The sequence below is a fragment of the Massilia rhizosphaerae genome (assembly GCF_016093545.1).
Taxonomy (GTDB): domain Bacteria; phylum Pseudomonadota; class Gammaproteobacteria; order Burkholderiales; family Burkholderiaceae_D; genus Telluria; species Telluria rhizosphaerae.
The window spans coordinates 1-24,221 of the sequence record NZ_JADKYX010000007.1 but is presented as its reverse complement, the minus strand read 5'-3'; the positions used below and the strand labels follow the sequence as shown (position 1 = coordinate 24,221).

Here is a 24,221-nt window from a genome sequence, read left to right as displayed (position 1 = left end):
GATGGTGCGCGCCCTGGCCTTCCTCGCGATCGCCTCGACCCTGGGGCTGGCGGCAGACGTGTGCCTCGCCCAGGTCGACGGCAAGGACTTGAAGGCGGCGTACATCTTCAACTTCGCCCTGTTCACGACGTGGCCGGACGCGAATGCGAAAGCGCCGCTCGTCGTGTGCGCGAGCCCCGACAATCCGCTGTGGCCCGGCCTGCACGCCCTGAACGGCAAGCCCGTCAACGGCCGCCTCTGGACCATGACGGACATCGCGCATCCCAAGGCCCCGCACTGCGACATCGCCGTGCTGGCGCGCGGCGCGCAGCACCCGGCCGCGACTGCCGGCGTGCTCGTCGTGCGCGACGGCGCCGGCGGCAACGCCGCGATCACCCTCGTCGAGGACGACGAGCACATCCGCTTCGACATCGACACGCAGGAAGCGGCCAGGTGCGGCCTGCGCATTTCCTCCCACCTGCTGCGCCTCGCGAGGAACGTGCTATGAGACCGACGACGGCACGGCGTCCGGGAGAACTGAGCCGCATGCTCGGCGTGGGCCAATTGCTGGCCGCGGCCGCCGCGCTCGGCGTCGCCTGCTGCATCCTGCTCGCCTACCAGTTCGTCGCCCTGCGCCGCAGCCTCACCGACGACCTCGCGGTGCAGGCCGCGATCATCGCCGACAACGTGGCGGCCACGCTGATGTTCCACGACCAGGACGCGGCGCACGAGATGCTGCGCTCGTTCCGCCACTCCTCGTTCCTGGCCGCCGCCACGGTGTACGACCGCCAGGACGTCGAATTCGCCGCCTACCGCAACGGCGCCGTCGTCGAGACGCCGCCGCTGCTGCGCGACTGGACGCTGTTCGCGCCGCTGTCGGTGGTGCGGCCGATCCGCTACCGCGGCATGACGCTGGGCCGGGTCGTGCTCACGGCCGACACGGTCGGCATCCGCAACGGCCTGCTGCGCTACGGCGCCCTGCTGGCGCTGGCCTCGCTGGGCGCGCTGGTGACGACGTCGCTGCTCACGCGCCGCACCAAGGCCCGCATGCACCGCGCCGAATCCCAGCTGAAGCACCTGGCCTATACCGACACGGTCACGAGCCTGCCGAACCGCCGCTGCACCTACGAGGCGCTGGAGCTTGAAATCGCCATGCGCACCGAGTCGGGCAGCCGCATCGGGCTCCTGCTGATCGACCTGGACAACTTCAAGGTCGTCAACGACACGGCCGGCCACGCGGCCGGCGACCGCCTGCTGCGCCAGGTCGCCAGCGTGCTGCGCGCGACGGCCCGCCCCAGCGACCGCATCGGCCGCATCGGCGGCGACGAATTCGCCGTCATCGTCGCGCCGCTCGACGATCCGGCCGAACTGGAACGCGTGGGCCGGCGCATCGTCGCCGGCCTGCGCCAGCCGATGCAGATCGAGGGCCTGGAAGTGACGCCCACCGCGAGCGTCGGCGCCTGCGTGTTCCCGGACGACGCGCACACGATGAGCGAATTGCTCAGCAACGCCGACGCCGCCCTGTACCGCGCCAAAGCCAACGGCCGCGACACCGTGGCCGTGTTCGAGCGCGAGATGATCCTCGCCACGCAGCGGCGCGCGCGCCTGGACCGCGACCTGCGCCGCCACCTCGAGGCGGGCCTGCTGGAACTGTGCTACCAGCCGCAATACGCCTGCGGCACGCGCAAGATGGTCGGCGTGGAAGCGCTGCTGCGCTGGCCGCATCCCGAACAGGGCTATATCTCGCCGGCCGAATTCATCCCCGTGGCCGAGGAGAGCGGCCTGATCGTCGACATCGGCAAATGGGTGCTGGAGCGGGCCTGCCTGGACGCCGTCGCCCTGTACCGCCAGACCGGCACGTGGCTCAGCATGGCCGTGAACGTCTCGGCGCGCCAGCTGCGCGACAAGGATTTCATCCGCGTCGTCGAGCACACGCTGGCGGCGACGGGCATGCTGCCGGAGCGCCTGGAGCTGGAGCTCACCGAGAGCATGCTGATGGAAGACCTGGACCTGGCCGTCGAGTTCATGCACAACGTGCGTGCGCTGGGCGTGCGCCTGTCGATCGACGACTTCGGCACCGGCTACTCGTCGCTCGCCTACCTGCAGTCCTTCCCGATCAACCACCTCAAGATCGACCGCAGCTTCGTGCGCCTGCTGCCGACGTCCGGCACGACGATCGCCGGCGCCGTGATCGCCCTCGCGCACGGTTTCAACCTGACGGTGGTGGCCGAGGGCGTCGAAGAAACCGAGCAGTTCGAGTGGCTGCGCCAGGCCGGCTGCGACTACGTGCAGGGCTATCTGCTGGCGCGCCCGCTGCCGCTGACCGCGCTGCGCGCGCGCATGCTCGAGGAGCGGGTGCCGGCGGCCTGAGACGGCTGGTCCGGCAACAAACCATGCCGAACATCAAGCCTTACGGGGCCCGTGCGTCGATGGTATCTTGTCGAGGCAAGTCCACGGAACCCTTGAAGGAGAACCCACGATGGCAGCGAAAAAAATCCTGTTGTTGACCGGCGATTTTGCGGAAGATTACGAAACCATGGTGCCGTTCCAGGCGCTGCAGGCGGTGGGGCACACCGTGCACGCCGTCTGTCCCGGCAAGAAGAAGGGCGACAAGGTCAAGACCGCGATCCACGATTTCGAAGGCGACCAGACCTACACGGAAAAGCCCGGCCACCAGTTCGCGCTGAACGCCGATTTTGCGGAGGCGGACGCCGACGACTACGACGCCCTGGTCATCGCGGGCGGCCGCGCCCCCGAGTACCTGCGCCTGGATCCTCAAGTAATCGCGCTGGTGCGCGGCTTCGCCCACGCCGGCAAGCCGATCGCCGCCGTCTGCCACGGTGCCCAGTTGCTGGCGGCCGCCGACGTCATCCGCGGCAAGCGCGTATCCGCCTACCCCGCCTGCGCGCCCGAGGTCCGCCTGGCCGGCGGCGAATACGCCGACATCCCGGTCGACGCGGCCGTCACGGACGGCAACCTCGTCACCGCACCGGCCTGGCCCGCGCATCCGCAATGGATCGCGCAATTCCTCAAGCGGCTCGGCACCGAGATCGCCCTGTAAGGGGCATTGAGGCCCGGTGGGCCTCAATGCGGGCCCGGTGGGCCTCAATGCGCCAGGTTCTTGTCGAGGAAGGCCTCGACGCGCTTCCAGAAGTCGATGCTGTCCTCTTCGTGGCGCCAGCCGTGGCCTTCCTCCGGATAGACAACGTATTCGACGTTGGCGTTCTTGGCCTGGATGGCGTCGTGCATCTTCGCCGCGTGGACGATGGGCACGCGGCGGTCCTGGGCGCCATGCGCCATCAGCAGCGGCTGGTGGATGCGGCCGGCCTGCTCCAGCGGCGACACGGCGGCGAAGGCGGCCGGATCCTTGAGCGGGTCGCCGATCAGCGTCTTCAGGCCGTACCGGCGCAGATCCTCGGAAGCGTCGCTCTCCACGGCGGTGAACAGCAGTCCGATGTCGGTCACGCCGGCCCACTCCACGCCGGCGCGAAAGATGTCCGGATTGCGCACGAGACCCATCAACGTCGCGTAGCCGCCGTAGCTCGCGCCCATGATGCCGATCCGCTTGGGATCGGCCCAGCCCTGCTTGACCGCCCAGGCGGCGGCGTCGGCCAGGTCGTCCTGCATCGTCCGGCCCCATTGCTGCCAGCCGGCGCGGAACAGCTTGCTGCCGAAGCCCGTGCTGCCGCGGAATTCCGGCTGCAGCACGACATAGCCGCGCGACGCCAGGAACTGCGCCTCCGCATCCCATTCCCACGATCCGCCGCGCACATAAGGGCCGCCATGCACGAGCACGATCGCCGGACGCGGCCCGTCGGCCTTGCCCGGCGGCGTGGTCACGTAGATGGGGATCTGCAGGCCGTCGCGCGCGGCATAGTGGAAGAAGTCGCGCTTGCCCATCTGCTTGGGCTGGATGTCCGGATGGCTGCTGCCAAATCCGACGATATGCCCATCTGACGGCGTGTACAGGAAATAGGCCGGCGGCATTCGATCGGACTCGGCGGTGATGACGACGGCGGGCGGATTACGACAGTCCCGCGGGCACGAGACACGATTGATCGTGCCCGGCAACAACGCGTCGACTTTTTTCTGGATTGCCTTCATGGTCGGATCGAGCCAGACCGTGGAGGCGGCGTCGGCCTGGAAACGTACCCCGAGGATTTTCTTGGAACCATAGTCCCGTTCCAGATCGCCATCGAAATCGAAACCGTCGATATCCACGAACGGTTGCTTGTCCAGCGTTTTCTTGGCCAGGTCGAACGCGAACAGGGCCGTGCGTTCCTTGTAGCCGGCACGCACGTACAGCGTGTTGCGGTCGTCGAACATCAGCGGCCGGAACGCGTCATCCTCGAGGCAGTCCCGATTGCTGATCTCGTCCCACGGTCCGGCGGCCTCGGCGCGGTAATAGACGACGCACCGGCCCTTGCCCTCGGTCACGGCCAAGCGCGGCCGGTCGGACGCATCGAGCAACCACCACCGCACATGTTCCGGCTGCGGGCCCACCACCATGTCGGTCAGGACGCGCGTGCGCGTGTTCAGGCGAAAAGGATGGACGGACTGCGGTTGCAGATCGACGTTGTTCCAGCTGAGCTTGCCAACGACGATGTCGTCGGAACCGTCATGGGTCACGCCCTCGAAGATGTAATCGGCCGTCAGCACCCGGTCCTTGATCAGCGTGCCCAGGGTTTGCTGTTCGTGGTTCCAGTTCCCCGAGATCAGGTGCGTCAGGTGCGTACCGTCGCGGTCGACGGCGAACTGGTCGTAGTTGCCTTCGAATTCGATTCGCACATCCTTCAACGTGAGGGTCAGCCGGTCGTCGTTGACCCATTCGAGATCCTGCAGTCGCGCGCTTTCGAACGTCGCGACGGTGTTGACCTTTGTCGGGTCCGCCGTTTCGCGCACCACCAGCGCCTGGTGGCCGCCGTCCAGGCGGTTGAGGAGCGCGACATAGCGCCCGCTCGGCGACAGCCTCACGAAGCCGACGTCGGGGTGACGGAAAAAGCTCTCGACGGAAGGACGCTCGACAGGCTGGACGCCGGCATGCGCGGCCGGGAGCGGCAACGCCGCGAGCAAGGATAGCAGAAGGGTTGACAGTCGGTTCATGGCGACAATTGCAGATTAACAATCGCCTATAGTTGCCCCAGAAACAACTCTTGTCAATACGAAATCTTTGATTTGCGTAAAGATAATGGCGATATCAAGCCGCAGCAGCAGCGATCACGTCTTCCGGATTGTGGGCACACACGCGGTCGCGGCCGGTCTGCTTGGCGCGATACAGTGCCTCGTCGGCATGCTTGATGACGACGCCGACCTCGTCCTGCTGGTGATGCTGTGCGACGCCGAACGATGCCGTCACGCGCAGATCCGCCGGCCACGCATGCTGGTGCAGCGCGTGGCGCAGGTTGTCCGCCAGGATCCGTCCCTGATACACATTGGTCATCGGGCAGACGATCAGGAATTCCTCGCCGCCCCAGCGCACGAGCCGGTCGGACGAGCGGATGCCGGACGCGATGACGTTGGCGAATTTGCGCAGGACGTCGTCGCCCACGCCATGGCCGTGCGTATCGTTGATGGACTTGAAGTGGTCGATGTCGATGAAGATCACGGCCATCGGCTCGCTCAGCAGGCTTGACGTGCTCATCAGCGCCGCGCGCAAGCCCTGCCGGTTCAGCACGCCCGTGAGCGGATCGATGTGCGCCTGGCCGGCCAGGTCGCGCGCCTCGAGCTCGAGCGCCTTGTTGACCTCCCTGAGCAGTGCGATGGCCGCCTTGCTCTCCTGAAGCTGCGTGCGCAACGACAACGTCAGGATCGCCAGCCAGCCGACCGTGCACAGCACCCACAGGGCCACCAGCCCCATCAGCAAGTCCGCCCGATTGATCAACTTGCCGTGCAGGCGCAGGCTGTGTATGGTGAACACGTGCTCGCCTTCGACCCCGCCAAAATTGAATGCCAGGTTAGCGTACACGATATTATCGAGATTGACGGCCGCGTGCTCGACCGGCGGCTTGGCCATGTCCTTCCACCATTGCGCCACGCTGAACCAATCCAGCGGGACCAGCACACGGCCACTGGACGGCAATCCGAGTGATTCAACCTGCTCGATCTTGTAGGTTTGCCATTGGTCGAGCCGGGTAAAGCCGTCTTCCACCTCGGACACGGCGAGACCGAATTTCGGAACGCCCGGCCCCTCGTAGTGCGCCTCAATGACGATGTTCTCGAAGCGCGACATGTCGACGCCCTTCGCGCCCTTGAGGAAATCGAAGTCCAGCTTGCAATATGGCCAACTGGCCTTCTTGACGATGTGGCAATGTATGACGAGATCCTGCCCCTTCCGCTCGAGCCGCCCCTGGGACGCGCCGCCTTCGCTGCGGTCGTCCTCGAGTTTCACAGGATAATGATTGCCGGCCAACTCAACCACTTTCTCCATGCCGAAATGCTGCCAGACGAGCAAAGCGATGGTCACGACCAGCAAGCCGCCAAATACATAGCGGGCATAGCCCAGGAGCCGGACCACAGGCTGGAGCGAAGATTCTGCTGAAGACGCCGACATAGTTGACCTAAACAAATTTTCCTTGTTGAGTAGCAAGATACCTCACCAATTCGGGGCGGGCAAGCCAACTATCACACTTTGTATCAGTTTGTTGTCTTTTGGTATTGCGGGAAGAATCATTCCGCCGTGCGGCATCGCGTAGTCTATTGCTGTTCTGCCAGCAAATGACGGAGGGGCCGCGCATGGACAAGCGACCATTCGTCATTGGCGTGGCCCGTGCTGGCTATGTGCGAGCAGGTCGGTGTGAAGAATCCTCGCTGCGTTCGAACTCCATGATCCAGTTGGTTTCCCACGTCGCGCCGCCGTCCCTTGAAAACGCCTGCTGCCAGCGCGCGCTCACGGGGGTGATGTCCGTCCAGAGGAAGCGCACGCGGATGGGTTGGCCGTCGCAGACGTCGTCGGCGAAAAAGGTGCCGGTGCCGTCCTTGAACGCGCCGACGACCGGGGCGCCGAGGTCATGCGGGCGGCGGCTATCGAGCCACCAGATGGACCATTGCTTCGTCACCGGATCGTAGGCGCGGATGGATGCCGCGCGATAGGTTCCCGACGCCATTTCCAACACGTTGTCGTCCACGTTCGCCTGGCCGTCCAGCAACGGCCGCAGGGAACACGTCCCGCGAAATTCCTCCCATTCGGTGCATCCGGCGAGGCGTTCCTTGAGACGCCGATGGCGGACTGTCCAGTCGCCGACGAGGAAATCGAAATCGGACCGGCCGTCGAGGATATGTTCGTTCATGGTGTGCTCCTTATGCATGGATGGCCGAGCGGGCTGTCGGCATCAGTTTCATGGAATGCGGCGGCTGTGCGAGCCACTGCGACAATGCCGGCGCCACGTCGCGTTGCCAGTCCTCCTGGAGGACGTCGTGGACGGCAGGATCCTCGAACACGGCCACGCCGACGAGCACGCTTTCTCCTTCGCGCACGGGCAGCCGCGGAAAATTGTTCGGACCGGGTTCGGTGACATACCAACCCTGCGCCAGCGCACCGCCCCGCCGCAGCACCGGCACCATGCGCGCGCGGCAGAAGTCGAGCAGCGCCGGGCCAGCGGCATCTTTCAGGCTGAACACGGTCACGTCGACCGCACCCGGCGGCACCGCGCAGGCCCCGGGCTCCGCCCGGCGCGCGGGATCGTGCGCGAGACCGGCACCATCCCACGCCGGGCGCAACAGCAGGACATCGTCGGAATCGATCATGGTCGCGTTCGCCGCATCGCGATGGGCCGCCCATACCGGACCGCCGTAAAAGCCTTGCAATCCATGTGCGCGCGCCGCCATGTCGGCAAAGCCGCGCAGCCAGACGAAGCGGTCCGGATCGTCCAGATCGCGGAACTGCCCCATCACGCTCATGCCTTCCGCCTCCTGGGACTCGACGAATTCCCTGTCGAACAAGTCGATCAGCGCGTCGCGCCGCCCCGGATGCAGCGTGTATCGGCGCAGCTCGACGACCTGGGGGTGGTGCGGCGGCAGAGGTTGATTCGACATGGTGGTCTCCGGTTTGATCTCGATGCCATGCAGTATCGAATAGAATATCTGCCATCTGATGTCATATATTTCGCCCGATCATGCGCGCCAGCCGCCTGCTTTCCATCCAAATGATGCTCGAGACGCGCGGTCCCATGAGCGCCGCCGCCCTGGCCGAAGCACTGGAGATCTCGGTGCGCACCCTGCATCGCGACATCGACCAGCTCACCGCCGCCGGCGTGCCGATCTATGCCGAACGGGGACGCGCGGGCGGCTTCCGCCTGCTCGACGGCTGGAACACGCGGCTGACGGGGCTGACGCCCTCCGAAGCGCAAGTCGTGTTCCTCAGCGGCCTGGCCGGCCCCGCAGCCGACCTCGGCCTCGACAAGCCGCTGCAGGGCGCCCAGCTCAAGCTGCTGACGTCGTTGCCGGAATCGTCGCGCACGGAAGCGCAGAAGATCCAGTCGCGCTTCCACCTCGACCCGGTCGACTGGTATCGCGAACCGGACGCGGTGCCGCACCTGACGGTCGTCGCCGACGCGGTCTGGTCGGACAGGCAGCTGAGCATGTCCTACGAGAGCTGGCGCGACGAGGCCGAGCGGGTCGTGCATCCGCTGGGGCTGGTGCTGAAGGCGGGGGTCTGGTATCTCGTCGCCGCGTCGGACGGCAAGCCGCGCACCTATCGGATCTCGAATATCAAGCGCGCCGCGCTGCTGGAGCCGCGCGCACGGCGGCCGGCGCGGTTTGACCTGGCTTCATATTGGGGTCAATCCGTCGCGCGCTTCGAGGCGGATCTGTACACGGATCATGCGGACGTGCTGGCGACGCCGGTTGGGCTCAAGGACCTGCGTTACCTGAACGCCGCGGCTGCGCGTGCCGTTGCGGGAGCGAAGCCGTCGCGCCGGCGCGATGGGCGGGTGGCGCTACGGATTCCCGTCGAGTCGGTCGAGCACGGGGCCGGGCAGTTGTTGCGGCTGGCGCCGGAGGTGGAGGTGACGGGGCCGGGCAGGCTCAGGAAGGCGATGGTGTTGCGGCTGAAGCGGGTGGCGGCGTTGTATGGCTGCTGACGGCCACGAACAAACTGGGAGCATTGATGTCGACGCCCCAGTTTCACATAAGTACTCAGCGCAAGGCGATGACAGCGGGGTCATCAATAACGCAAAACTTCTTATTATTTCGGGAAACGTGCAAAGTGCCGAGCACCAAAATATAGCTACCGGAAAAGTCTTCCTCTTCTTCTAGCCGAAACCGCTGCATTACCTCGGGTCTATGTTCGGGTGGCAAACAAAAGCTCATTTCAGCACGTCCTCCGCTATTCAGCCACAATACGCCGTCGGCGCCTTCCCGAGCATCCGTCAATTGACCCCAGAAACCTCTAAATTGGCCGATATGTAGAGGTGTCACATCACTCAAGTGAACAAAAAAATCTCGAGCCGGAAGTTCGGGTTGATTGGTAACTGCGATGATCTGATCGGAATAGCGAAAGTTAGGAGCGGTGACAAGCAATCGAAGCAATGTGCTGAGGCGCCGATGCATTTGCGCCGCGTGCGGTCCCCCTTCACCAATATGTCTTCCGCCACGTGGGCGCCTCGGGCCACGCTCATCGCGATCTAAGTGAACCTCACCGTCTTGGCCACCGAACGTGAGCTCAACAATAATTCTATCTCCGGGATTAAAAGCTTCATCCTGATCATCTCCCGTGCCGGGCACTCTGATCTCATTGTCGGTAGCGGCGAGGTTGCAACCTTCACGATGTGGACGTGCACCGAAACATGCACCTCGTCCGCTACGCGACGGTTTCCTGAAGAATGCTGCTAAACCGCATTCTTCACAGATCAAATGCCGTCGCTTGCGCTCCAATTGCAGCGGATCGAGTCGTGAAAACTCCACTGCAGTGTATGTAAGTCCATCTTCTGTACAAATTGCGGTATCCATGGCGCTAATTGGGGAGTTGGGGAACTAAATTTTGCTCAATGAGAATTAATATGTAAACAAGGAAATATTGACGTAAATCAAGTGACGTGTTTAATATACCGTTGGCGTGGTTGGCGGCCCGCGAGGCGGACCGGGCTCCGCTGAGTGAGTCAGCCTATAAGGACTGAGAACACTTCCAGACGGCTTTCAAGATCACTATTCGTCGCTTTCCCAGGACTTGAAGATATCTCTGGGTCGGCGATAACATGTTCAGTCTATTGAACAGTTTTTAAGATTGAGATCATGCAACTTCGCGAAGTCGGCATGCACGTCCATGACAGGCGGAAGGAGATCGGGCTCAGCCAGGCCCAGTTGGCGAAGCTGGCAGGCCTGTCACGCACCACCGTCAACCAGCTCGAGAGGGGCGCCCTCGAAGATCTGGGCTATACGAAGCTGAACCATCTGCTGGGCATCCTCGGCCTGAGCTTTGACGCCAAGGAGAGGTTGAAGAAGTCGCCGGCGCTCAAGATGGCCGCACAGACGGCGAGTACGAGCTACAAGAAGATCCTCACATCCGACGTGCTGAAGAATATTTTGAAGTCGGGTGCGGTTCCTGACGACTTCAAGCCGCATGTGATGACGCTGCTGGACGAAACGCCCCTGCAACTGGTCGTCAGTGCAATTCACGAAGCCTCGATCGAGACCAACACGCCAGCGAAGACGGTCATGAAACACGTCTCCGCGATGGCAAAGGCGCTTCACACCCATAGAACTGTTTGGTAATGGCCGACGAAAAGACCCGGGAAGGCCTCTTCCAGAACGCCTTGTGCTTGGTGGATGAGATCTATGCCCACGGCACTAAACATCTCAATTGGACCTTCGGTGGCGGGACAGTGCTGATGCGCAAGTATCAGCACCGCCTTAGCAAAGATATCGATATTTTTGTACCGGATCCACAGGCACTGAACTATGTGTCAAGACTAGGCTAGTTGCGTGCATCGCCGCCTTCAATCGACATCCATAAGACACCAATAATCTGAGAATATATGGACCTTACTGCGAAGGGGCTTGCTCTTCACGATTCGCAAATGTATACAGCAGCGCACCAAATTGATGATAGTCAAGCTTGTGCTCAGTCAAGTCGACCATATAGTCATCCAATCGAAGTTCAAGCGGGATATCGATACCTTGCATAACCAAATATGCCAGCGCCGTAACCAGTCCAGTACGCTTATTGGCGTCAAGAAAAGCATGACCACAAGCCAGTGCTAATGCGTAAAGAGCAGCTATTTCAAACACGTCATTGACGTTGTCGTACTCCACAGTCATATCGACGCGCGCCAAAGCGCCGAGTAGCTTTTCTTCGCCGTAGTCCCCCTTCAACCCAGGCTCTGTCGACAGAATAAGATCATGAATTTCACGTACTAATTCTGGCGTCATTAGCGAAGAACTCATCGATTCGCCAATGCCTTTATCACATCGGCATGTGTCGTCATTACCCGCTTAACGGCATTCTGTACAAGACGAGAACTATTCGGATCAGTAAGTGGCAACGCAAGCGGAGGAACCACGGCCCGCTTAATCGCAGCGGAGACCCCATATGCATCTTTTAAGGCGTTTAGTGACTCCTGGGCCAACGTAACTTCTTTTAGATCTCGACGAAATTCATTTGCCAATTCTGTATTTCTCTGAAAAGAGTTTAATCTCTCAACTTCGCTCTGCATTCGTTTCAAGGAGCTAGCATCCTCAGCCGCCTTCCATGCCTCGCGAACATCCTGCATCACGTTCAGCTTTTCAATTTTGGCATAAACTTCTTTGAACTTATTCATTTCTTGGACAATCCGCAGAACGCTACTGTCCGGCTGAAAACGCTTGAGGTTTTCGATATCACGCTGCATGCGATCAACCGCTTCGAGTTTTTTTTGAAAAGCGGTTACAAGCTCATATTCTCGCAGCAACGCTTGTGCCTTTGACACTTCAGTTATTTCCCTCGCAGCAATCGCTTCAGAGTAGGAATCAGTGTCTTTACGCAGTTGCTCAAGCAACGATCTTTGCTTGGCGCGTTCCATCTTCATTCGAAGAGTCTTTGTTTTGGACAACATATTTACCTCAACTGCCGTCGCAAAAATGGTTAGTAAACGGCGAACTGATTTCTGTGGAAGTCAAGTGAAATTCACACTTAGACTATAGGGCATCAGAGCAAAGGGAGCAAGTCAACCTTGCCATCGATGCACGGCTCCTTCGGACTATAGGGCTGTAAACGCTACGGACGCGCAAACGACGGTCCAATTTTAACAGTCCCGGCCGGCCGGCATCATCTGGAACAGGATCAACGTCTTGGCTCCCGCTTGGAGATACCACACAGGTAGCGCGTCACACCTTCGCCAGCCAATTCGTCATCAATGGCGTCAACAATCCTCGTCCCACAGAAGATTCCCGTCTACAGCTTACTGACAATGACACTGCGCTACTAACTGGGCACTAGATCATTGACCGAAACGAGAACGGTTAATCCATCAACTAGATAGAGAAATACTAGACAGAAAATGGACAGCGTTTCTTAAAGCAAAATTGAAAAAGGGCCAGCCTCAAACTAATCCCTTTGTTTTCACTAGACAATTTGGTGGGCCTCCCGTGAGTCGAACACGGCACCAACGGATTATGAGTCCGCTGCTCTAACCAGGCATGAGCTAGAGGCCCGAAACTGGTACATCCGAAGACGCTAAAAACGCGCCACTTGCGGAGATCAGGTCAGCGCCTGAATGTCCGAAGTGGCGAGAGGATATTGTTTTAGCGTAGGTCCGTCAAGTCTCAGCCGCTGTTGTTCTCGAGGAAGCTCTTCAGCTTGTCGGAGCGTGACGGGTGGCGCAGCTTGCGCAGCGCCTTGGCTTCGATCTGGCGGATGCGCTCGCGGGTGACGTCGAATTGCTTGCCGACCTCTTCCAGCGTGTGATCCGTCGACATTTCGATGCCAAAGCGCATGCGCAGCACCTTGGCTTCGCGCGGCGTCAGCGAGTCGAGCACGTCCTTGACCACGCCGCGCATCGACGCATGCAGCGCGGCGTCCGAAGGCGCCAGCGTGTTGTTGTCCTCGATAAAGTCGCCCAGATGGGAATCGTCGTCGTCGCCGATCGGCGTTTCCATCGAGATCGGCTCTTTCGCGATCTTCATGATCTTCCGGATCTTATCTTCCGGCATTTCCATCTTGACCGCGAGCGTCGCCGGATCGGGCTCGGCGCCCGTTTCCTGCAGGATCTGGCGCGAGATCCGGTTCATCTTGTTGATCGTTTCGATCATGTGCACCGGGATACGGATCGTGCGCGCCTGGTCCGCGATCGAGCGGGTAATGGCCTGGCGGATCCACCACGTCGCATAGGTCGAGAATTTATAGCCGCGACGGTATTCGAACTTGTCCACCGCCTTCATCAGGCCGATATTGCCTTCCTGGATCAGGTCGAGGAATTGCAGGCCGCGGTTCGTGTACTTTTTCGCGATCGAGATGACCAGACGCAAGTTTGCTTCCGTCATTTCGCGCTTGGCCTTGCGCGCCTTCATTTCACCGGCCGCCATCTGGCGGTTGATGTTGCGCAGGTCCGGCAGCGGCAGGACGACGCGGGCTTGCAGGTCGATGAGGCGTTGCTGCAGTTCCTTGATCGTCGGGATATTGCGGCCGAGGATGGCGCTGTAGGCGTGGCCGGCGTTCACTTCGCCGTCGACCCAGTCGAGGTTCGTCTCGTTGCCCGGAAAGACCTTGATGAAGTGGGCGCGCGGCATGCCGCAGCGGTTCACGGCCACGTCCAGGATCTGCTTTTCGATGTGGCGGACTTCGTCGACCTGGCCGCGCAGGGTATCGCACAGCTTTTCGACGACCTTGGCCGTGAAGCGGATGCCGAGCAGTTCGTTCGAGATCGATTCCTGGGCCTTGACATAGCCATCGGAATTGTAGCCCTGCTTTTCGTAGGCCTTGCGCATCTTGTCGAACTGCTGTTCGATGAGGCTGAATTTTTCGAGGGCAGAATTCTTCAGCTGCTCGAGCTGCTCGGCGGAATAGCCGGCCGCGCCGGAGCTCGCGTTGGCTTCTTCTTCCTCTTCCTCTTCTTCCTCGTCGGCTTCCTCGTCCTCGTCATCGTCGCCGTCGGAGGCCGCCGGGGCGACCGCGGTCGGCGACGTGTCCTCGGATTCATCCGGGTCGACCATGCCGTCGACGATTTCGTCGATCTTGATCTCGTCCTGCTCGATGCGGCGGGCGGCGTCGATGATCTCGGCGATCGTGACCGGGCAGGCGGAAATCGCCTGGATCATGTCGCGCAAGCCGTCTTCGATGCGTTTGGCGATCTCGATCTCGCCTTCGCGGGTCAGCAGTTCGACGGAGCCCATCTCGCGCATGTACATGCGGACGGGGTCGGTGGTGCGGCCGAAATCGGAGTCGACGGTCGACAGCGCCGCTTCGGCGGCAGCCTCGGCTTCGTCGTCGCTGGTGACGGTGGCGACGTTATCGGACAGCAGCAGCGTTTCGGCATCGGGCGCGTGCTCGTAGACGGCAATGCCCATGTCGTTGAACGTGCCGATGATGCCTTCGATCGCTTCCGGATCGACGATGTTGTCCGGCAGATGATCGTTGATCTCGGAATACGTGAGGAAGCCGCGCTCCTTGCCCGACTTGATCAGGGCCTTGAGCTTCTGGCGGCGGATTTCCAGTTCCTCTTCGCTCGCTTCCGTGTCCGAGGAGAACGCGTCTTTCAGCAGCGCTTTTTCCTTGGCCTTGCGGTCCTTGGCCTTGGCCTTGTCGACCGCTTTCAGCTCGGCGCGCTCGACCGCGTTCAGGGCGGCGACTTCGTCGTTCTCGGGCGTGAATTCCTTGGGCTTGCGGCCACGCCGGCCTGGTACCTTGACGGCCGGCAGCACGTAGCCCGACGTGTCGATCGCGGCGAGGGCTTCCGCGTCGGTCGTCTGGCTGACAGGCGCAACACCCGCGACGCGGGCTTCCGCCTTGTCTTGCGAATTGTCCACTTTAGCGGACATCCTGGTGGATTTGGTAGCCACTTTGGTTTCGGGTTTCTTGGTTGGCACAGGCGCTTTCGAAGTCACAACGACCACTTTACTGTAGTTAAAGATAAAGTTTTGTTACCTTACATCACGCTGCAGGCACACTCTGTTGCCCTGCTAACTGAAACACCCAGCCCGGATTGATACGAAAAATCGTTTCAATGCTTGCAATAGTTAGCGTTTTATTATAGCACGCGCCCCTGTTCTTTCCAGTCGAGAACGCCGCCGTGGCGACCGCCCTCCGTCAGCCGAATTTCGCAGGGGTGTCGTTTGCTGCCTCCCGGGCCAAGAGGTCCTGCTGAGCTGTGATTTCGCGATAGCGGGCACTCACCTGATCTGGGGTCAATCCGGAAGAAAACAACTGGTTCAACTCCTGTTTCAACACGTCCATCTTGACTTGCCTCACAGCACTTGTTAGCCAGACACGGTCAGCTTCGCTATCCGATTCGGGTTCCACGGCGATGGCCGCGATCAGCTTGTCGTACTCGCTGCTCGTTTCCTTCAATTGCTCGGACAACGCCGCGAACGTACCGTTCGCACCCAATGCCTGCGCCATCGCCACGAGCTGGCGCAACCGCTCGGCCTGCTCGGGGCCGAAGTGATCGAAGGCGCGCAACGCCGATTCGTCCAGGCCCAGCGCCAACGCCGGATGCGCAACGAGGATGCGCGACATCTGCAATTCCAGGCCGACCGGTTCCGGACGCCCCTGGCGCGGCGGCGCTTTGCGCGCCACCGCAACCGGCTTGGACAATTCAAACAACGCTTCGATCTCCGCCGGCGTTGACGCCGTCAGGTTCGCCAGCCCGCGCACGATCTGCAGGCGCAGGGCCGTCGGCGTCATGGCCTGCAACATCGGTTTCGCATCGAACTGGACGCGTGCCCGGCCTTCCGGCGTGTCGAGATCATGTTCCGTCGTCACCTCGCGCAGCAGGAATTGCGACAGCGGCATCGCTTCGTTGATTTCCTGGGCGAAAGCTTCCGCGCCGAATTCGCGCACATAGCTGTCCGGATCATGTTCTTGCGGCAAGAACAGGAATCTGATCGTCTTGTTGTCCGTCACTTGCGGCAGACAGGCTTCCAGCGCGCGGCGGGCGGCGCGACGGCCGGCCTTGTCGCCGTCGAAGCTGAAGATGACGTTGTCCGTCTGGCGCAGCAACTTTTGCACGTGGGTACTTGTGCACGCCGTGCCGAGGGTCGCGACAGCTTGCGGGAAGCCGAGTTGGGCCAGGGCGACGACGTCCATATACCCTTCCGTCACCAGCACATAGCCGGCGTCGCGGATGGCCTGGCGCGCCTCGAACAGGCCGTACAGCTCGTGGCCTTTCTGGAACAACGGCGTTTCCGGCGAGTTCAGGTATTTCGGCTCGCCGCCGTCGAGCACGCGGCCGCCGAAGCCGATCACCTGCCCTTTCGTGTTTCTGATCGGGAACATGATGCGTTCGCGGAAACGGTCGTAGCGCTTTTTATTGTTGCCGTCCTCGTCCACTTTATCGATGACGAGGCCGGATTCGACGAGCGCGAGCGCGTCGTAGTCGCGGAACACGGACCGCAGATTGTCCCAGCCGCCGGGCGCGTAGCCGAGTCCGAAGCGGGCCGCCACTTCGCCCGTCAAGCCGCGGCCTTTTAAATAGGCGATGGCGTTCGGTGCCGTGCGCAACTGGGCGCGGTAGTAATCGCAGGCCTGGTTCAGCGCATCCGTCAGGGCCAGGGTCTGGGCCTGCTGGGCGGCGCGCTGGGCCGGCGGGATCTTGTCGTCGGCCTCGGGCACGATCATGCCGACGCTTTGCGCCAGGTCCTTGACGGCGTCGACGAAACCCATGCCCGAGTACTCGATCATGAAGCCGATGGCCGTGCCGTGGGCACCGCAGCCGAAGCAGTGATAAAACTGCTTGGTCGGGCTGACGGTGAAACTGGGAGACTTTTCGTTATGAAACGGACAGAGCCCCATGTAATTGGCGCCGCCCTTTTTCAGCTGCACATAACGCCCCACCACGTCGACGATGTCAACGCGATTGAGCAAGTCGGTAATGAATGATTGCGGAATCACTTGATCTAACTAACAGTATTTGTCTCAGGTCAGACTATACCGCAGGGCTCGTTACAAGTTGATTTGCAACAATGCAACATGGCGTTGCCGCTCCGGTGCATCAAAAACAGGCACGGCCGTGGCATCGACGCCGCAGCCGTGCCAAGCCAGGTCAGCCGCCCGCCAGGGCTTTCTTGACCTGGGCCGACACGGCCGTCATGTCGGCGCGGCCGGCCAGTTTCGGTTTCAGGATGCCCATCACCTTGCCCATGTCCTGCGGACCGGCGGCGCCCGATGCGGCGACGGCGGCCGCCACTTCGGCGGCGACTTCTTCATCCGACAGGCCGGCCGGCATGTACGCGGCCAGCACGGCGAGTTCGGACTTTTCCTTGTCGGCCAGGTCCTGGCGGCCACCGCTTTCGAACTGGGTGATCGAATCCTTGCGCTGCTTGATCATCTTCTCGACGACGGCCAGCACCTGCGCATCGTTCAGCTCGATGCGTTCGTCCACTTCCTTGCGCTTGATCTCGGCGATCAGCAGGCGGATGGTGGAGAGACGCTCGCTGTCCTTGGCGCGCATGGCGGCTTTCATGTCGTCGGTGATTTGGTCTTTCAAGCTCATGGAGACTCCATTCGAGAGGGGCAAAAGGCAAAACCCGCTGCGGCACAACCGGAGCGGGCTTCGTCGGATTCAGGCCTTGCACATCCGGGACTGGCAGTGGCCGTCGCCGGAGAAGGCGTGAATGTAAATCAGTACAGCTTCTTCGGCAGTTGCTGGCTGCGGATGCGCTTGTAGTGACGCTTCACGGCAGCGGCCAGCTTGCGCTTGCGCTCTGCAGTCGGCTTCTCGTAAAACTCGCGTGCGCGAAGTTCCGTCAGCAGACCGGTTTTTTCGATAGTGCGCTTGAAGCGACGCATAGCGACTTCGAACGGCTCGTTTTCTTTAAGGCGGATAGTGGTCATGTAAAAATGAAACCGTTGGATTTAGGGAAGAACGAAATTCTAACAGCTTTTCAAGATCTGTGCGATGTTTTTCATCAGTGTGCAAAGTTGCCACATGGCAGAAGTCTTACTCGATCGCCCTGCCCGCCGCGACGCCGGACGCCCATGCCCACTGGAAGTTGTAGCCGCCGAGCCAGCCCGTGACGTCGACCGTTTCGCCAATGAAATACAGGCCCAGGACATGGTTCGCCATCATGGTTTGCTGCGACAGTTCGCGCGTGTCGACGCCGCCCAGCGTCACCTCCGCCTTCTTATAGCCTTCCGAGCCGGTCGGCACGATGGCCCAGCGGTTGATCGCGTCGCCCAGCTTGCGCAGTTTCGCGTCCGCCATGTCCGGCAGGCGCGCATCCGGTGCGAAACCGTTGCCGATGAGCAGCCCTTCTGCCAGCCGCGCGGGCAGCCATTGCGACAGGATATTCCCCAGCTGCTTTTTCACCGTCGTCTTCATGCCGATCAGCTCGTCCGCTACATCCATTTCGGGCAGCAGATTCAGCACGATGGGCGTGCCCGGCTGCCAATAGCTGGAAATTTGCAGGATGGCGGGGCCGGACAAGCCGCGGTGCGTGAACAACAGATCTTCGCGGAAATAGCCATACTTCGCGTTCTTGCCCTTCTTCGAGCCGGTCTCGACGTCGACTTCCAGCGCGATGCCGGCCAACGGGACGAACGGCTGCCAGCTCGGGCCGTCGAACGTCAGCGGCACGAGGCCGGGGCGCGTCTCGACGATCTTCAAGTCGAAATGCTTGGCGATGCGGTAGCCCAGGTCGGTGGCGCCGATCTTCGGGATCGACAGGCCGCCCGTTGCCACGACCACATTGGTTGCGAGGATGGGCTCGCCGTCCGTGTCGATGCGGAACCCTTCAGCTTGCTTCGTGACGCCGGCCACCTTGCACGGCATGCGCCAGTGCACGCCGCCCGCATCGCATTCGGCCTTGAGCATGGCGATGATCTGTTCGGACGAGTCGTCGCAGAACAGCTGGCCGCGGTGTTTTTCGTGGTACGCGATGCGATGTTTCTTGACGAGTGCGAGGAAATCCTGCGGCGTGTAGCGCGACAGGGCGCTGCGGCAGAAATGCGGGTTCTCGGACAGGAAATTCTGCGGACCGGCGTTGACGTTGGTGAAATTGCAGCGGCCGCCGCCGGAGATGCGGATTTTTTCGGCCAGCTTGCCGGCGTGGTCGACCAGCAGGACACGCTTGCCGCGCTGGGCTGCGGTGGCGGCGCACATCATGCCGGCGGCGCCGGCGCCGATGATCGCCACGTCGTAGTGTTTTGCCATGCGTGTTCCGTATTTGCTGCGCGCAAAACGTGTGATTGTACGCGACGGTACCGGCTTATGTGTGGTGGGCACGGGGTGCCCACCCTACGGCTATCCGCGCAACATCCTGGCGACGTTGACGCACTGCGCCACCTGCGCCGCGATCGGCGGCGGCACCGGCTGCTCGCCCCGCAGCGCGCGGGCGATCCAGTCGGCCGTGGCGGCCGCGTCGCGGCCTTCCGGGGCGGGCGCCAGCGCGTCGGCCGGGGCGTCGCGCTCGACCAGCAGCGTCTTCTGGCCGGCATGGAACCAGTTGATTTCCTGGGCGCGGTTGGCGTTCGCCACCGTCTCGCCCTCGGTGCCGCGCATGAGGAAGGCGTCGCCGCGGGCGTGCGGGGCGGCGGTCTGAAAATAGTCGGTCAGCATCGCCAGGTATTCCGGATGCGTGTACGACACGAGGCGCAGCGCCGGTCCCTCGAACGGCTGCAGGATTTTCACGATCGTGTGCGTGGAATTGCGCACGCCGAGGATGCGGCGCAGCGACAGCTGGTGCGCCAGCTCCGGCGCCAGCAATTCGATCGGCATGAAGCACGGTTTATGGTCGGCGAAGGCGTCCAGCATCTCGGCCGTGGAGCCCACGGGGCCGATGCCCATCTCGGCGAAGATCTCGGCCGTCGTCACGCGGCCCGGGTCTTCCCGCACGCCGTGCACGAGCACCGGCACGCCCGCGCGCGCGAGCAGCAGGGCCAGCAGCGGCGTGAGGTTGGCCAGCTTGCGCGCGCCGTTATAGCTGGGGATCAGCACGGGCGCGAAGTCGCCGGGCGGCGCGGGCAGCGGCGCGAACGAGGCCTCGGCCGCGTCCATGAAGCCGGCGATTTCTTCCACGGATTCGCCCTTGATGCGCATCGCGAGCAGGATGCCGCCCAGTTCCAGGTCGGACACCCGCCCGTCGAGCATCGCGCCGTACAGCAGCTTGGCATCGTCGCGCGTCATGCTGCGCGCGCCTTTCACGCCGCGGCCGATCTCCTTGATGAAGCGGGCGGCCGGGAACGGGTTCTGGGGAGTGTTGGTCGTGTCCATGATGACAGGATACCATCGCCGCGCCGGCCGTTATAGATGCGACATTTTTGAGCAAGGAGATGCACGGTGTAAGATTTCGGGCTAGACTCATTGATCCCTCCGGAATAAATACGAATGCCATGCTGATCACGCCCGATATCGAAAACACCAACGTCACCTCGTTCGCGACCATGCCGACGCCCAGCGAACTGCACAAGAAGCTGCCGCTGACGGACAAGGCCTTCACCACGGTGATGAAGGGCCGCGAGACCCTGCGCAACATCCTCGACCGCAAGGACAAGCGCCTGTTCGTCGTCGTCGGCCCCTGCTCGATCCACGACCCCGTCGCGGGCCTCGACTATGCGCGCCGCCTGAAGGCGCTGCAGGCCGAAGTGGAAGACACGATGGTGCTCGTGATGCGCGTGTATTTCGAAAAACCGCGCACGACGACCGGCTGGAAAGGCTATATCAACGATCCGTTCATGGACGATTCGTTCCGCGTCGACGTCGGCATGGAGCGCGCTCGCCAGTTCCTGCTCGACGTGTGCGAACTGGGCCTGCCGACCGCCACCGAGGCGCTCGATCCGATTTCGCCGCAATACCTGGGCGACCTGATCGCCTGGACCGCGATCGGCGCGCGCACGACGGAATCGCAGACGCACCGCGAGATGTCCTCGGGCCTGTCGACGCCCGTCGGCTTCAAGAACGGCACCGACGGCGACGTCGGCATCGCCATCAACGCCGTGCTGTCGTCGTCCAGCCCGCACTCCTTCCTGGGCATCAACGACCAGGGCAGCGTGTCCATCGTGCGCACGCGCGGCAACGCCTACGGCCACGTCGTGCTGCGCGGCGGCGGCGGGCGGCCGAACTACGATTCCGTCTCGGTCGCCATCGCCGAACAGGCGCTCAAGAAGGCCGGCCTGCCCGCGAACCTCGTCGTCGACTGCTCGCACGCCAACAGCTATAAAAAGCCGGAGCTGCAGCCGCTCGTGATGTCGGACGTGATCCAACAGATCAAGCACGGCAACCAGTCGCTCGTCGGCGTGATGATCGAGTCGAACATCGTCGGCGGCAGCCAGCCGATCCCGAGCGATCTGTCGCAACTGAAGTACGGCTGCTCCGTCACCGACGGCTGCATCGCCTGGGACGACACCGAGGCCATGCTGCGCAGCGCGCACAAGGAATTGCTGCAGCGGCCTTGATGCGCTAGCCGGCCGCGCCGGCCGCGAGTTCCGCGAGGGCGGCGGCCACGTCCCGCATCACCTCGTCCCACGCGCCGTCGCGGCGCTGGCGGAACAGGCGCATCACGTGCGGATACCAGGGCGTGTCCGTGCGGTCCGCGAGCCAGCGCCAGTCCGGCATCCACGCCGGCAGCAGCACCCAGCACCGCTTGCCGAGCGCCCCCGCCAGGTGGGCGCAGGCCGTGTCGACCGTGATGACGAGATCCAGTCCCGCGATCAGCGCCGCCGTGTCGGCGAAGTCGCCGATCGCGCCCGCCAGGTCGGTCACGCCATCCTTTGCCTCGTCCTCGCCCGGCCCCTTCTGCAGGCTGAACCACCGCACGCCCGGCACCTGCCGCAGCGGCGCCAAGGTCGCGAAGCCCGGCAACGAGCGCGCGGCATCGTTCTCGAAGCGGGGATTGCCCTTCCATACGAGGCCCACCTTCAACGCGTCCGTTGCGTCCCCCAGCAGCGGCGCCAGGCGCGCCACGCGCGCGGGATCGGGCGCCAGGTAAGGCAGCGCGGCCGGCACCGAGTCGACCGTCGTCCCTAAATGCAGAGGAAGACTGAGCGGCGCGGCCCACGCGTCCCAATCGGCGCGGTCGAAGTCCTGGTCCAGCGAGATGACCTCGTCGACGCCGCGCAGGCTGCCGAACAGCGCGGCCAGCCCCGGATGACACAGCACGCCCACGCGCGCGGCGCCGGCGGCCTTCAGCTGGTCGCAGTAGCGGCAGAACTGGATCATGTCGCCATGGCCCGCTTCCACGCCGACGAGGATGCGTCGCCCGGCCAGCGGCGCGCCGTCCCAGCGCGGCAGGCGCATGAAGTCCTGCATGGCCGCGAGCCAGTCGCGCGCTTCCAGGCGTTGCCACCCTTCCGCCCAGCGGCCCTGGCGCAGCAGCACATAGGCCAGGTTGAACGCGGCCTTGCGGTAGCCGGGGTCGAGGGCCAGCGCGCGGCGGTAGCAGGTTTCCGCCTCGCTCTCGCTGCCCAGGCCGACGAGCGCCATGCCGCGGTTCGACAGCAGCGCGGGCGAATCCTGCGCAAAGGCCGGGGCGGCGGCGTAGACGGCCAGCGCGGCGTCAGCACGGTGCCGCGCCGTGAGCATGGCGCCGAGGTTCAGGTAGGTCTGCGGTTCATGCGGCGCGAGCGCGATGGCGCGGCGGTAGTGGGTCTCGGCGGCGTCGGTGTCGCCGCCGGCGGCGAGCGCGAAGGCGAGGTTGGCGTGGATCGCCGCCGCATCGGGGTCGAGCGCCAGCGCGGCGCGCAGGAGCGCGGCGGCGGCGGGATGGTCGCCCGCGTCGAGGCGGGTGCGGGCCGCGTGGAACAGGGATTCGGCGTGCGTCATGCGGAAAGTAGCTGGCGGTATTCGATTTTAGCCGATGCAAGGTACAATGGCGGATTGCGCGCCGTCCTGGCGCGGCGATTTGTCTTCTGCCCACTCTTCCTGCTTGCCCATGATTGTCCTCGGCGTCGAATCCTCCTGCGATGAAACCGGCCTGGCTCTGTACGACACGGAGCGCGGCCTGCTGGCCCACGCACTGCACTCGCAGGTCGCGATGCACGAGGAGTACGGCGGCGTCGTGCCGGAACTGGCGTCGCGCGACCACATCCGGCGCGCGCTACCGCTGCTGGAACAGGTGCTCGCGAAAGCCGACCTGCCCATGGAGCGCATCGACGCCATCGCCTACACGCAGGGCCCGGGCCTCGCGGGCGCGCTGCTGGTCGGATCGTCCGTCGCCTGCAGCCTGGCACTCGCACTCGATAAACCCGTGCTGGGCGTGCACCACCTGGAGGGTCATTTGCTGTCGCCGCTCTTGGCCAGCGAGCGGCCGGAATTCCCGTTTGTCGCCCTGCTCGTCTCCGGCGGCCACACGCAGCTGATGCGTGTGGACGGCGTCGGCCGCTACACGCTGCTGGGCGAAACGCTGGACGACGCGGCCGGCGAAGCGTTCGACAAGTCGGCCAAGCTGCTGGGCCTCGGCTATCCGGGCGGGCCGGCGATCTCGCGCCTGGCGGAATTCGGCGATCCGGAAGCGTACAAGCTGCCGCGCCCGATGCTGCACTCGAAGGATTTCAACTTCAGCTTCTCGGGCCTGAAGACGGCCGTGCTGACGGTCGTGAGGAACCAGGGCGCGGACCTCGCCAACGTGTGCGAGCAGGACAAGGCCAACATCGCGCGCGGCTTCGTCGACGCCATCGTGGACGTGCTGACCGCGAAGTGCGTGCTGGCGCTCAAGCACACGGGCCTGAAGCGCCTCGTGATCGCGGGCGGCGTGGGCGCGAACCGCCAGCTGCGCGCGTCGCTGAACGCGGCGGCGGCCAAGAAACGCTTCAAGGTGTATTACCCGGAGCTGGAATTCTGCACGGACAACGGCGCGATGATCGCGTTCGCGGGCGCGCTGCGGCTGGAGCGCAATCCGGACGCGGCGCAGCGCGATTACGCGTTCAACGTGCGGCCGCGCTGGCCGCTGGACGAGATCGAGGCGGCTTGACGTGCATGGTGGGCGTTTGATGCCGGGGGCATCAAACGCGGGTGCCCACCCTTGTATCTTGATAGAGTTGATGGTTAGCTACCACCAACTGAGGTGAAGAGCAGCTTGAGCCCACCCTTAAGGCATAGACCTTCGAGTGTAGATTAAGCCCTTCACCTCTCCCACCCCATTGCTGAACACTGGACGGTATCCGAGGGCGCTGACCCTGCATG

22 protein-coding genes and 1 tRNA gene are annotated in these 24,221 nt (G+C 63.0%); 8 read left to right on the top strand and 15 right to left on the bottom strand.

The genetic code is table 11. The features are described 5' to 3' along the window. Position 1: 1 nt before the first annotated feature. The 3 genes from ISF28_RS12405 (at position 2) to ISF28_RS12395 (ending at position 3,040) form a co-directional block, all read left to right on the top strand. The gene (locus tag ISF28_RS12405) at positions 2-487 is read left to right on the top strand and encodes a YfiR family protein (RefSeq protein WP_198117498.1); all 486 of its coding nucleotides are present in this window, start codon (positions 2-4) and stop codon (positions 485-487) included. After that, entirely contained in the window at positions 484-2,349 is a 1,866-nt protein-coding gene (locus ISF28_RS12400) for a putative bifunctional diguanylate cyclase/phosphodiesterase (RefSeq protein WP_198117497.1), read from the top strand. The genes ISF28_RS12405 and ISF28_RS12400 overlap by 4 nt, the downstream gene beginning before the upstream one ends. 109 nt (positions 2,350-2,458) lie before the next feature. Then, positions 2,459-3,040, top strand: coding sequence for a DJ-1/PfpI family protein (locus tag ISF28_RS12395; RefSeq protein ID WP_198117496.1), 582 nt, complete (start codon positions 2,459-2,461; stop codon positions 3,038-3,040). A gap of 44 nt (positions 3,041-3,084) precedes the next feature. On the opposite strand, the gene ISF28_RS12390 is transcribed toward ISF28_RS12395, so the two are convergent. The 4 genes from ISF28_RS12390 to ISF28_RS12375 all read right to left on the bottom strand — a co-directional run bounded on the left by ISF28_RS12390 (position 3,085) and on the right by ISF28_RS12375 (position 8,010). Further along, positions 3,085-5,082: an alpha/beta hydrolase family protein gene (locus tag ISF28_RS12390; protein ID WP_198117495.1), complete on the bottom strand. Its 1,998-nt coding sequence runs from the start codon at positions 5,080-5,082 to the stop codon at positions 3,085-3,087. 94 nt (positions 5,083-5,176) lie between these two features. Continuing rightward, entirely contained in the window at positions 5,177-6,493 is a 1,317-nt protein-coding gene (locus ISF28_RS31180) for a GGDEF domain-containing protein (RefSeq protein WP_198117494.1), read from the bottom strand. Positions 6,494-6,752: 259 nt separating this feature from the next. After that, a complete protein-coding gene (locus ISF28_RS12380) occupies positions 6,753-7,265 on the bottom strand; it encodes a DUF1579 family protein (RefSeq protein ID WP_198117493.1) in 513 nt (170 codons plus the stop codon). A 10-nt stretch (positions 7,266-7,275) separates the two neighbouring features. Next, entirely contained in the window at positions 7,276-8,010 is a 735-nt protein-coding gene (locus ISF28_RS12375; RefSeq protein WP_198117492.1) for an NIPSNAP family protein, read from the bottom strand. Positions 8,011-8,090: 80 nt separating this feature from the next. Here ISF28_RS12375 and ISF28_RS12370 point away from each other — a divergent pair, with 80 nt between their 5' ends. Next, complete coding sequence (locus tag ISF28_RS12370) at positions 8,091-9,056, top strand: helix-turn-helix transcriptional regulator (protein ID WP_198117491.1); 966 nt, start codon at positions 8,091-8,093, stop codon at positions 9,054-9,056. A 55-nt stretch (positions 9,057-9,111) separates the two neighbouring features. Here the strand turns inward: ISF28_RS12370 and ISF28_RS12365 are convergent, their stop codons facing one another. Continuing rightward, entirely contained in the window at positions 9,112-9,924 is an 813-nt protein-coding gene (locus ISF28_RS12365; protein WP_198117490.1) for a hypothetical protein, read from the bottom strand. 282 nt (positions 9,925-10,206) lie between these two features. Here ISF28_RS12365 and ISF28_RS12360 point away from each other — a divergent pair, with 282 nt between their 5' ends. Both ISF28_RS12360 and ISF28_RS12355 read left to right on the top strand, forming a co-directional pair. Next, positions 10,207-10,686 (top strand): helix-turn-helix domain-containing protein, encoded by a 480-nt coding sequence (locus ISF28_RS12360; RefSeq protein ID WP_198117489.1) that lies wholly within the window; start codon positions 10,207-10,209, stop codon positions 10,684-10,686. Then, entirely contained in the window at positions 10,686-10,892 is a 207-nt protein-coding gene (locus ISF28_RS12355) for a nucleotidyl transferase AbiEii/AbiGii toxin family protein (protein WP_198117488.1), read from the top strand. The genes ISF28_RS12360 and ISF28_RS12355 overlap by 1 nt, the downstream gene beginning before the upstream one ends. 64 nt (positions 10,893-10,956) lie before the next feature. Here ISF28_RS12355 and ISF28_RS12350 read toward each other — a convergent pair whose 3' ends face one another. The 9 genes from ISF28_RS12350 to ybiB form a co-directional block, all read right to left on the bottom strand. Continuing rightward, positions 10,957-11,358 carry a type II toxin-antitoxin system death-on-curing family toxin gene (locus ISF28_RS12350; RefSeq protein WP_198117487.1) on the bottom strand — a complete coding sequence of 134 codons (402 nt, stop codon included), beginning with the start codon at positions 11,356-11,358 and terminating at the stop codon, positions 10,957-10,959. After that, positions 11,355-11,972, bottom strand: a complete 618-nt coding sequence (locus tag ISF28_RS12345) for a hypothetical protein (protein ID WP_198117486.1) — start codon at positions 11,970-11,972, stop codon at positions 11,355-11,357. The genes ISF28_RS12350 and ISF28_RS12345 overlap by 4 nt, the downstream gene beginning before the upstream one ends. Positions 11,973-12,524: 552 nt before the next feature. Continuing rightward, a tRNA-Ile gene (locus ISF28_RS12340) sits at positions 12,525-12,603 on the bottom strand. A gap of 111 nt (positions 12,604-12,714) precedes the next feature. Next, on the bottom strand, positions 12,715-14,925 hold the full coding sequence (gene rpoD / locus ISF28_RS12335) for an RNA polymerase sigma factor RpoD (protein ID WP_198117675.1): 2,211 nt from the start codon (positions 14,923-14,925) through the stop codon (positions 12,715-12,717). A gap of 268 nt (positions 14,926-15,193) precedes the next feature. Continuing rightward, entirely contained in the window at positions 15,194-16,996 is a 1,803-nt protein-coding gene (gene dnaG / locus ISF28_RS12330) for a DNA primase (protein ID WP_198117485.1), read from the bottom strand. A gap of 151 nt (positions 16,997-17,147) precedes the next feature. After that, complete coding sequence (locus ISF28_RS12325) at positions 17,148-17,597, bottom strand: GatB/YqeY domain-containing protein (RefSeq protein ID WP_198117484.1); 450 nt, start codon at positions 17,595-17,597, stop codon at positions 17,148-17,150. Positions 17,598-17,725: 128 nt separating this feature from the next. Continuing rightward, the gene (gene rpsU / locus ISF28_RS12320) at positions 17,726-17,938 is read right to left on the bottom strand and encodes a 30S ribosomal protein S21 (RefSeq protein WP_005665410.1); all 213 of its coding nucleotides are present in this window, start codon (positions 17,936-17,938) and stop codon (positions 17,726-17,728) included. A gap of 106 nt (positions 17,939-18,044) precedes the next feature. After that, positions 18,045-19,256, bottom strand: coding sequence for a BaiN/RdsA family NAD(P)/FAD-dependent oxidoreductase (locus ISF28_RS12315; protein ID WP_198117483.1), 1,212 nt, complete (start codon positions 19,254-19,256; stop codon positions 18,045-18,047). Positions 19,257-19,346: 90 nt separating this feature from the next. Continuing rightward, positions 19,347-20,315 carry a DNA-binding protein YbiB gene (gene ybiB / locus ISF28_RS12310; protein WP_198117482.1) on the bottom strand — a complete coding sequence of 323 codons (969 nt, stop codon included), beginning with the start codon at positions 20,313-20,315 and terminating at the stop codon, positions 19,347-19,349. Between the two features lie 122 nt (positions 20,316-20,437). Between ybiB and ISF28_RS12305 the strand changes: the two genes are divergently transcribed. Beyond that, positions 20,438-21,496, top strand: a complete 1,059-nt coding sequence (locus ISF28_RS12305) for a 3-deoxy-7-phosphoheptulonate synthase (RefSeq protein ID WP_198117674.1) — start codon at positions 20,438-20,440, stop codon at positions 21,494-21,496. Between the two features lie 4 nt (positions 21,497-21,500). On the opposite strand, the gene ISF28_RS12300 is transcribed toward ISF28_RS12305, so the two are convergent. Next, complete coding sequence (locus ISF28_RS12300) at positions 21,501-22,862, bottom strand: tetratricopeptide repeat protein (protein WP_198117481.1); 1,362 nt, start codon at positions 22,860-22,862, stop codon at positions 21,501-21,503. A gap of 109 nt (positions 22,863-22,971) precedes the next feature. On the opposite strand from ISF28_RS12300, the gene tsaD reads away from it, so the two are divergent. Next, on the top strand, positions 22,972-24,009 hold the full coding sequence (gene tsaD, locus ISF28_RS12295) for a tRNA (adenosine(37)-N6)-threonylcarbamoyltransferase complex transferase subunit TsaD (RefSeq protein ID WP_198117480.1): 1,038 nt from the start codon (positions 22,972-22,974) through the stop codon (positions 24,007-24,009). The last annotated feature ends 212 nt before the right edge of the window (positions 24,010-24,221 follow it).

Bases quoted from the DNA above. Each gene is read 5' to 3' on its own strand.
- ISF28_RS12405 (WP_198117498.1), top strand. From the start codon at position 2: ATGGTGCGCGCCCTGGCCTTCCTCGCGATCGCCTCGACCCTGGGGCTG.
- ISF28_RS12400 (WP_198117497.1), top strand. From the start codon at position 484: ATGAGACCGACGACGGCACGGCGTCCGGGAGAACTGAGCCGCATGCTC.
- ISF28_RS12395 (WP_198117496.1), top strand. From the start codon at position 2,459: ATGGCAGCGAAAAAAATCCTGTTGTTGACCGGCGATTTTGCGGAAGAT.
- ISF28_RS12390 (WP_198117495.1), bottom strand. From the start codon at position 5,082: ATGAACCGACTGTCAACCCTTCTGCTATCCTTGCTCGCGGCGTTGCCG.
- ISF28_RS12380 (WP_198117493.1), bottom strand. From the start codon at position 7,265: ATGAACGAACATATCCTCGACGGCCGGTCCGATTTCGATTTCCTCGTC.
- ISF28_RS12375 (WP_198117492.1), bottom strand. From the start codon at position 8,010: ATGTCGAATCAACCTCTGCCGCCGCACCACCCCCAGGTCGTCGAGCTG.
- ISF28_RS12370 (WP_198117491.1), top strand. From the start codon at position 8,091: ATGCGCGCCAGCCGCCTGCTTTCCATCCAAATGATGCTCGAGACGCGC.
- ISF28_RS12365 (WP_198117490.1), bottom strand. From the start codon at position 9,924: ATGGATACCGCAATTTGTACAGAAGATGGACTTACATACACTGCAGTG.
- ISF28_RS12360 (WP_198117489.1), top strand. From the start codon at position 10,207: ATGCAACTTCGCGAAGTCGGCATGCACGTCCATGACAGGCGGAAGGAG.
- ISF28_RS12355 (WP_198117488.1), top strand. From the start codon at position 10,686: ATGGCCGACGAAAAGACCCGGGAAGGCCTCTTCCAGAACGCCTTGTGC.
- ISF28_RS12350 (WP_198117487.1), bottom strand. From the start codon at position 11,358: ATGAGTTCTTCGCTAATGACGCCAGAATTAGTACGTGAAATTCATGAT.
- ISF28_RS12345 (WP_198117486.1), bottom strand. From the start codon at position 11,972: ATGGAACGCGCCAAGCAAAGATCGTTGCTTGAGCAACTGCGTAAAGAC.
- rpoD (WP_198117675.1), bottom strand. From the start codon at position 14,925: ATGTCCGCTAAAGTGGACAATTCGCAAGACAAGGCGGAAGCCCGCGTC.
- ISF28_RS12325 (WP_198117484.1), bottom strand. From the start codon at position 17,597: ATGAGCTTGAAAGACCAAATCACCGACGACATGAAAGCCGCCATGCGC.
- rpsU (WP_005665410.1), bottom strand. From the start codon at position 17,938: ATGACCACTATCCGCCTTAAAGAAAACGAGCCGTTCGAAGTCGCTATG.
- ISF28_RS12315 (WP_198117483.1), bottom strand. From the start codon at position 19,256: ATGGCAAAACACTACGACGTGGCGATCATCGGCGCCGGCGCCGCCGGC.
- ybiB (WP_198117482.1), bottom strand. From the start codon at position 20,315: ATGGACACGACCAACACTCCCCAGAACCCGTTCCCGGCCGCCCGCTTC.
- ISF28_RS12300 (WP_198117481.1), bottom strand. From the start codon at position 22,862: ATGACGCACGCCGAATCCCTGTTCCACGCGGCCCGCACCCGCCTCGAC.
- tsaD (WP_198117480.1), top strand. From the start codon at position 22,972: ATGATTGTCCTCGGCGTCGAATCCTCCTGCGATGAAACCGGCCTGGCT.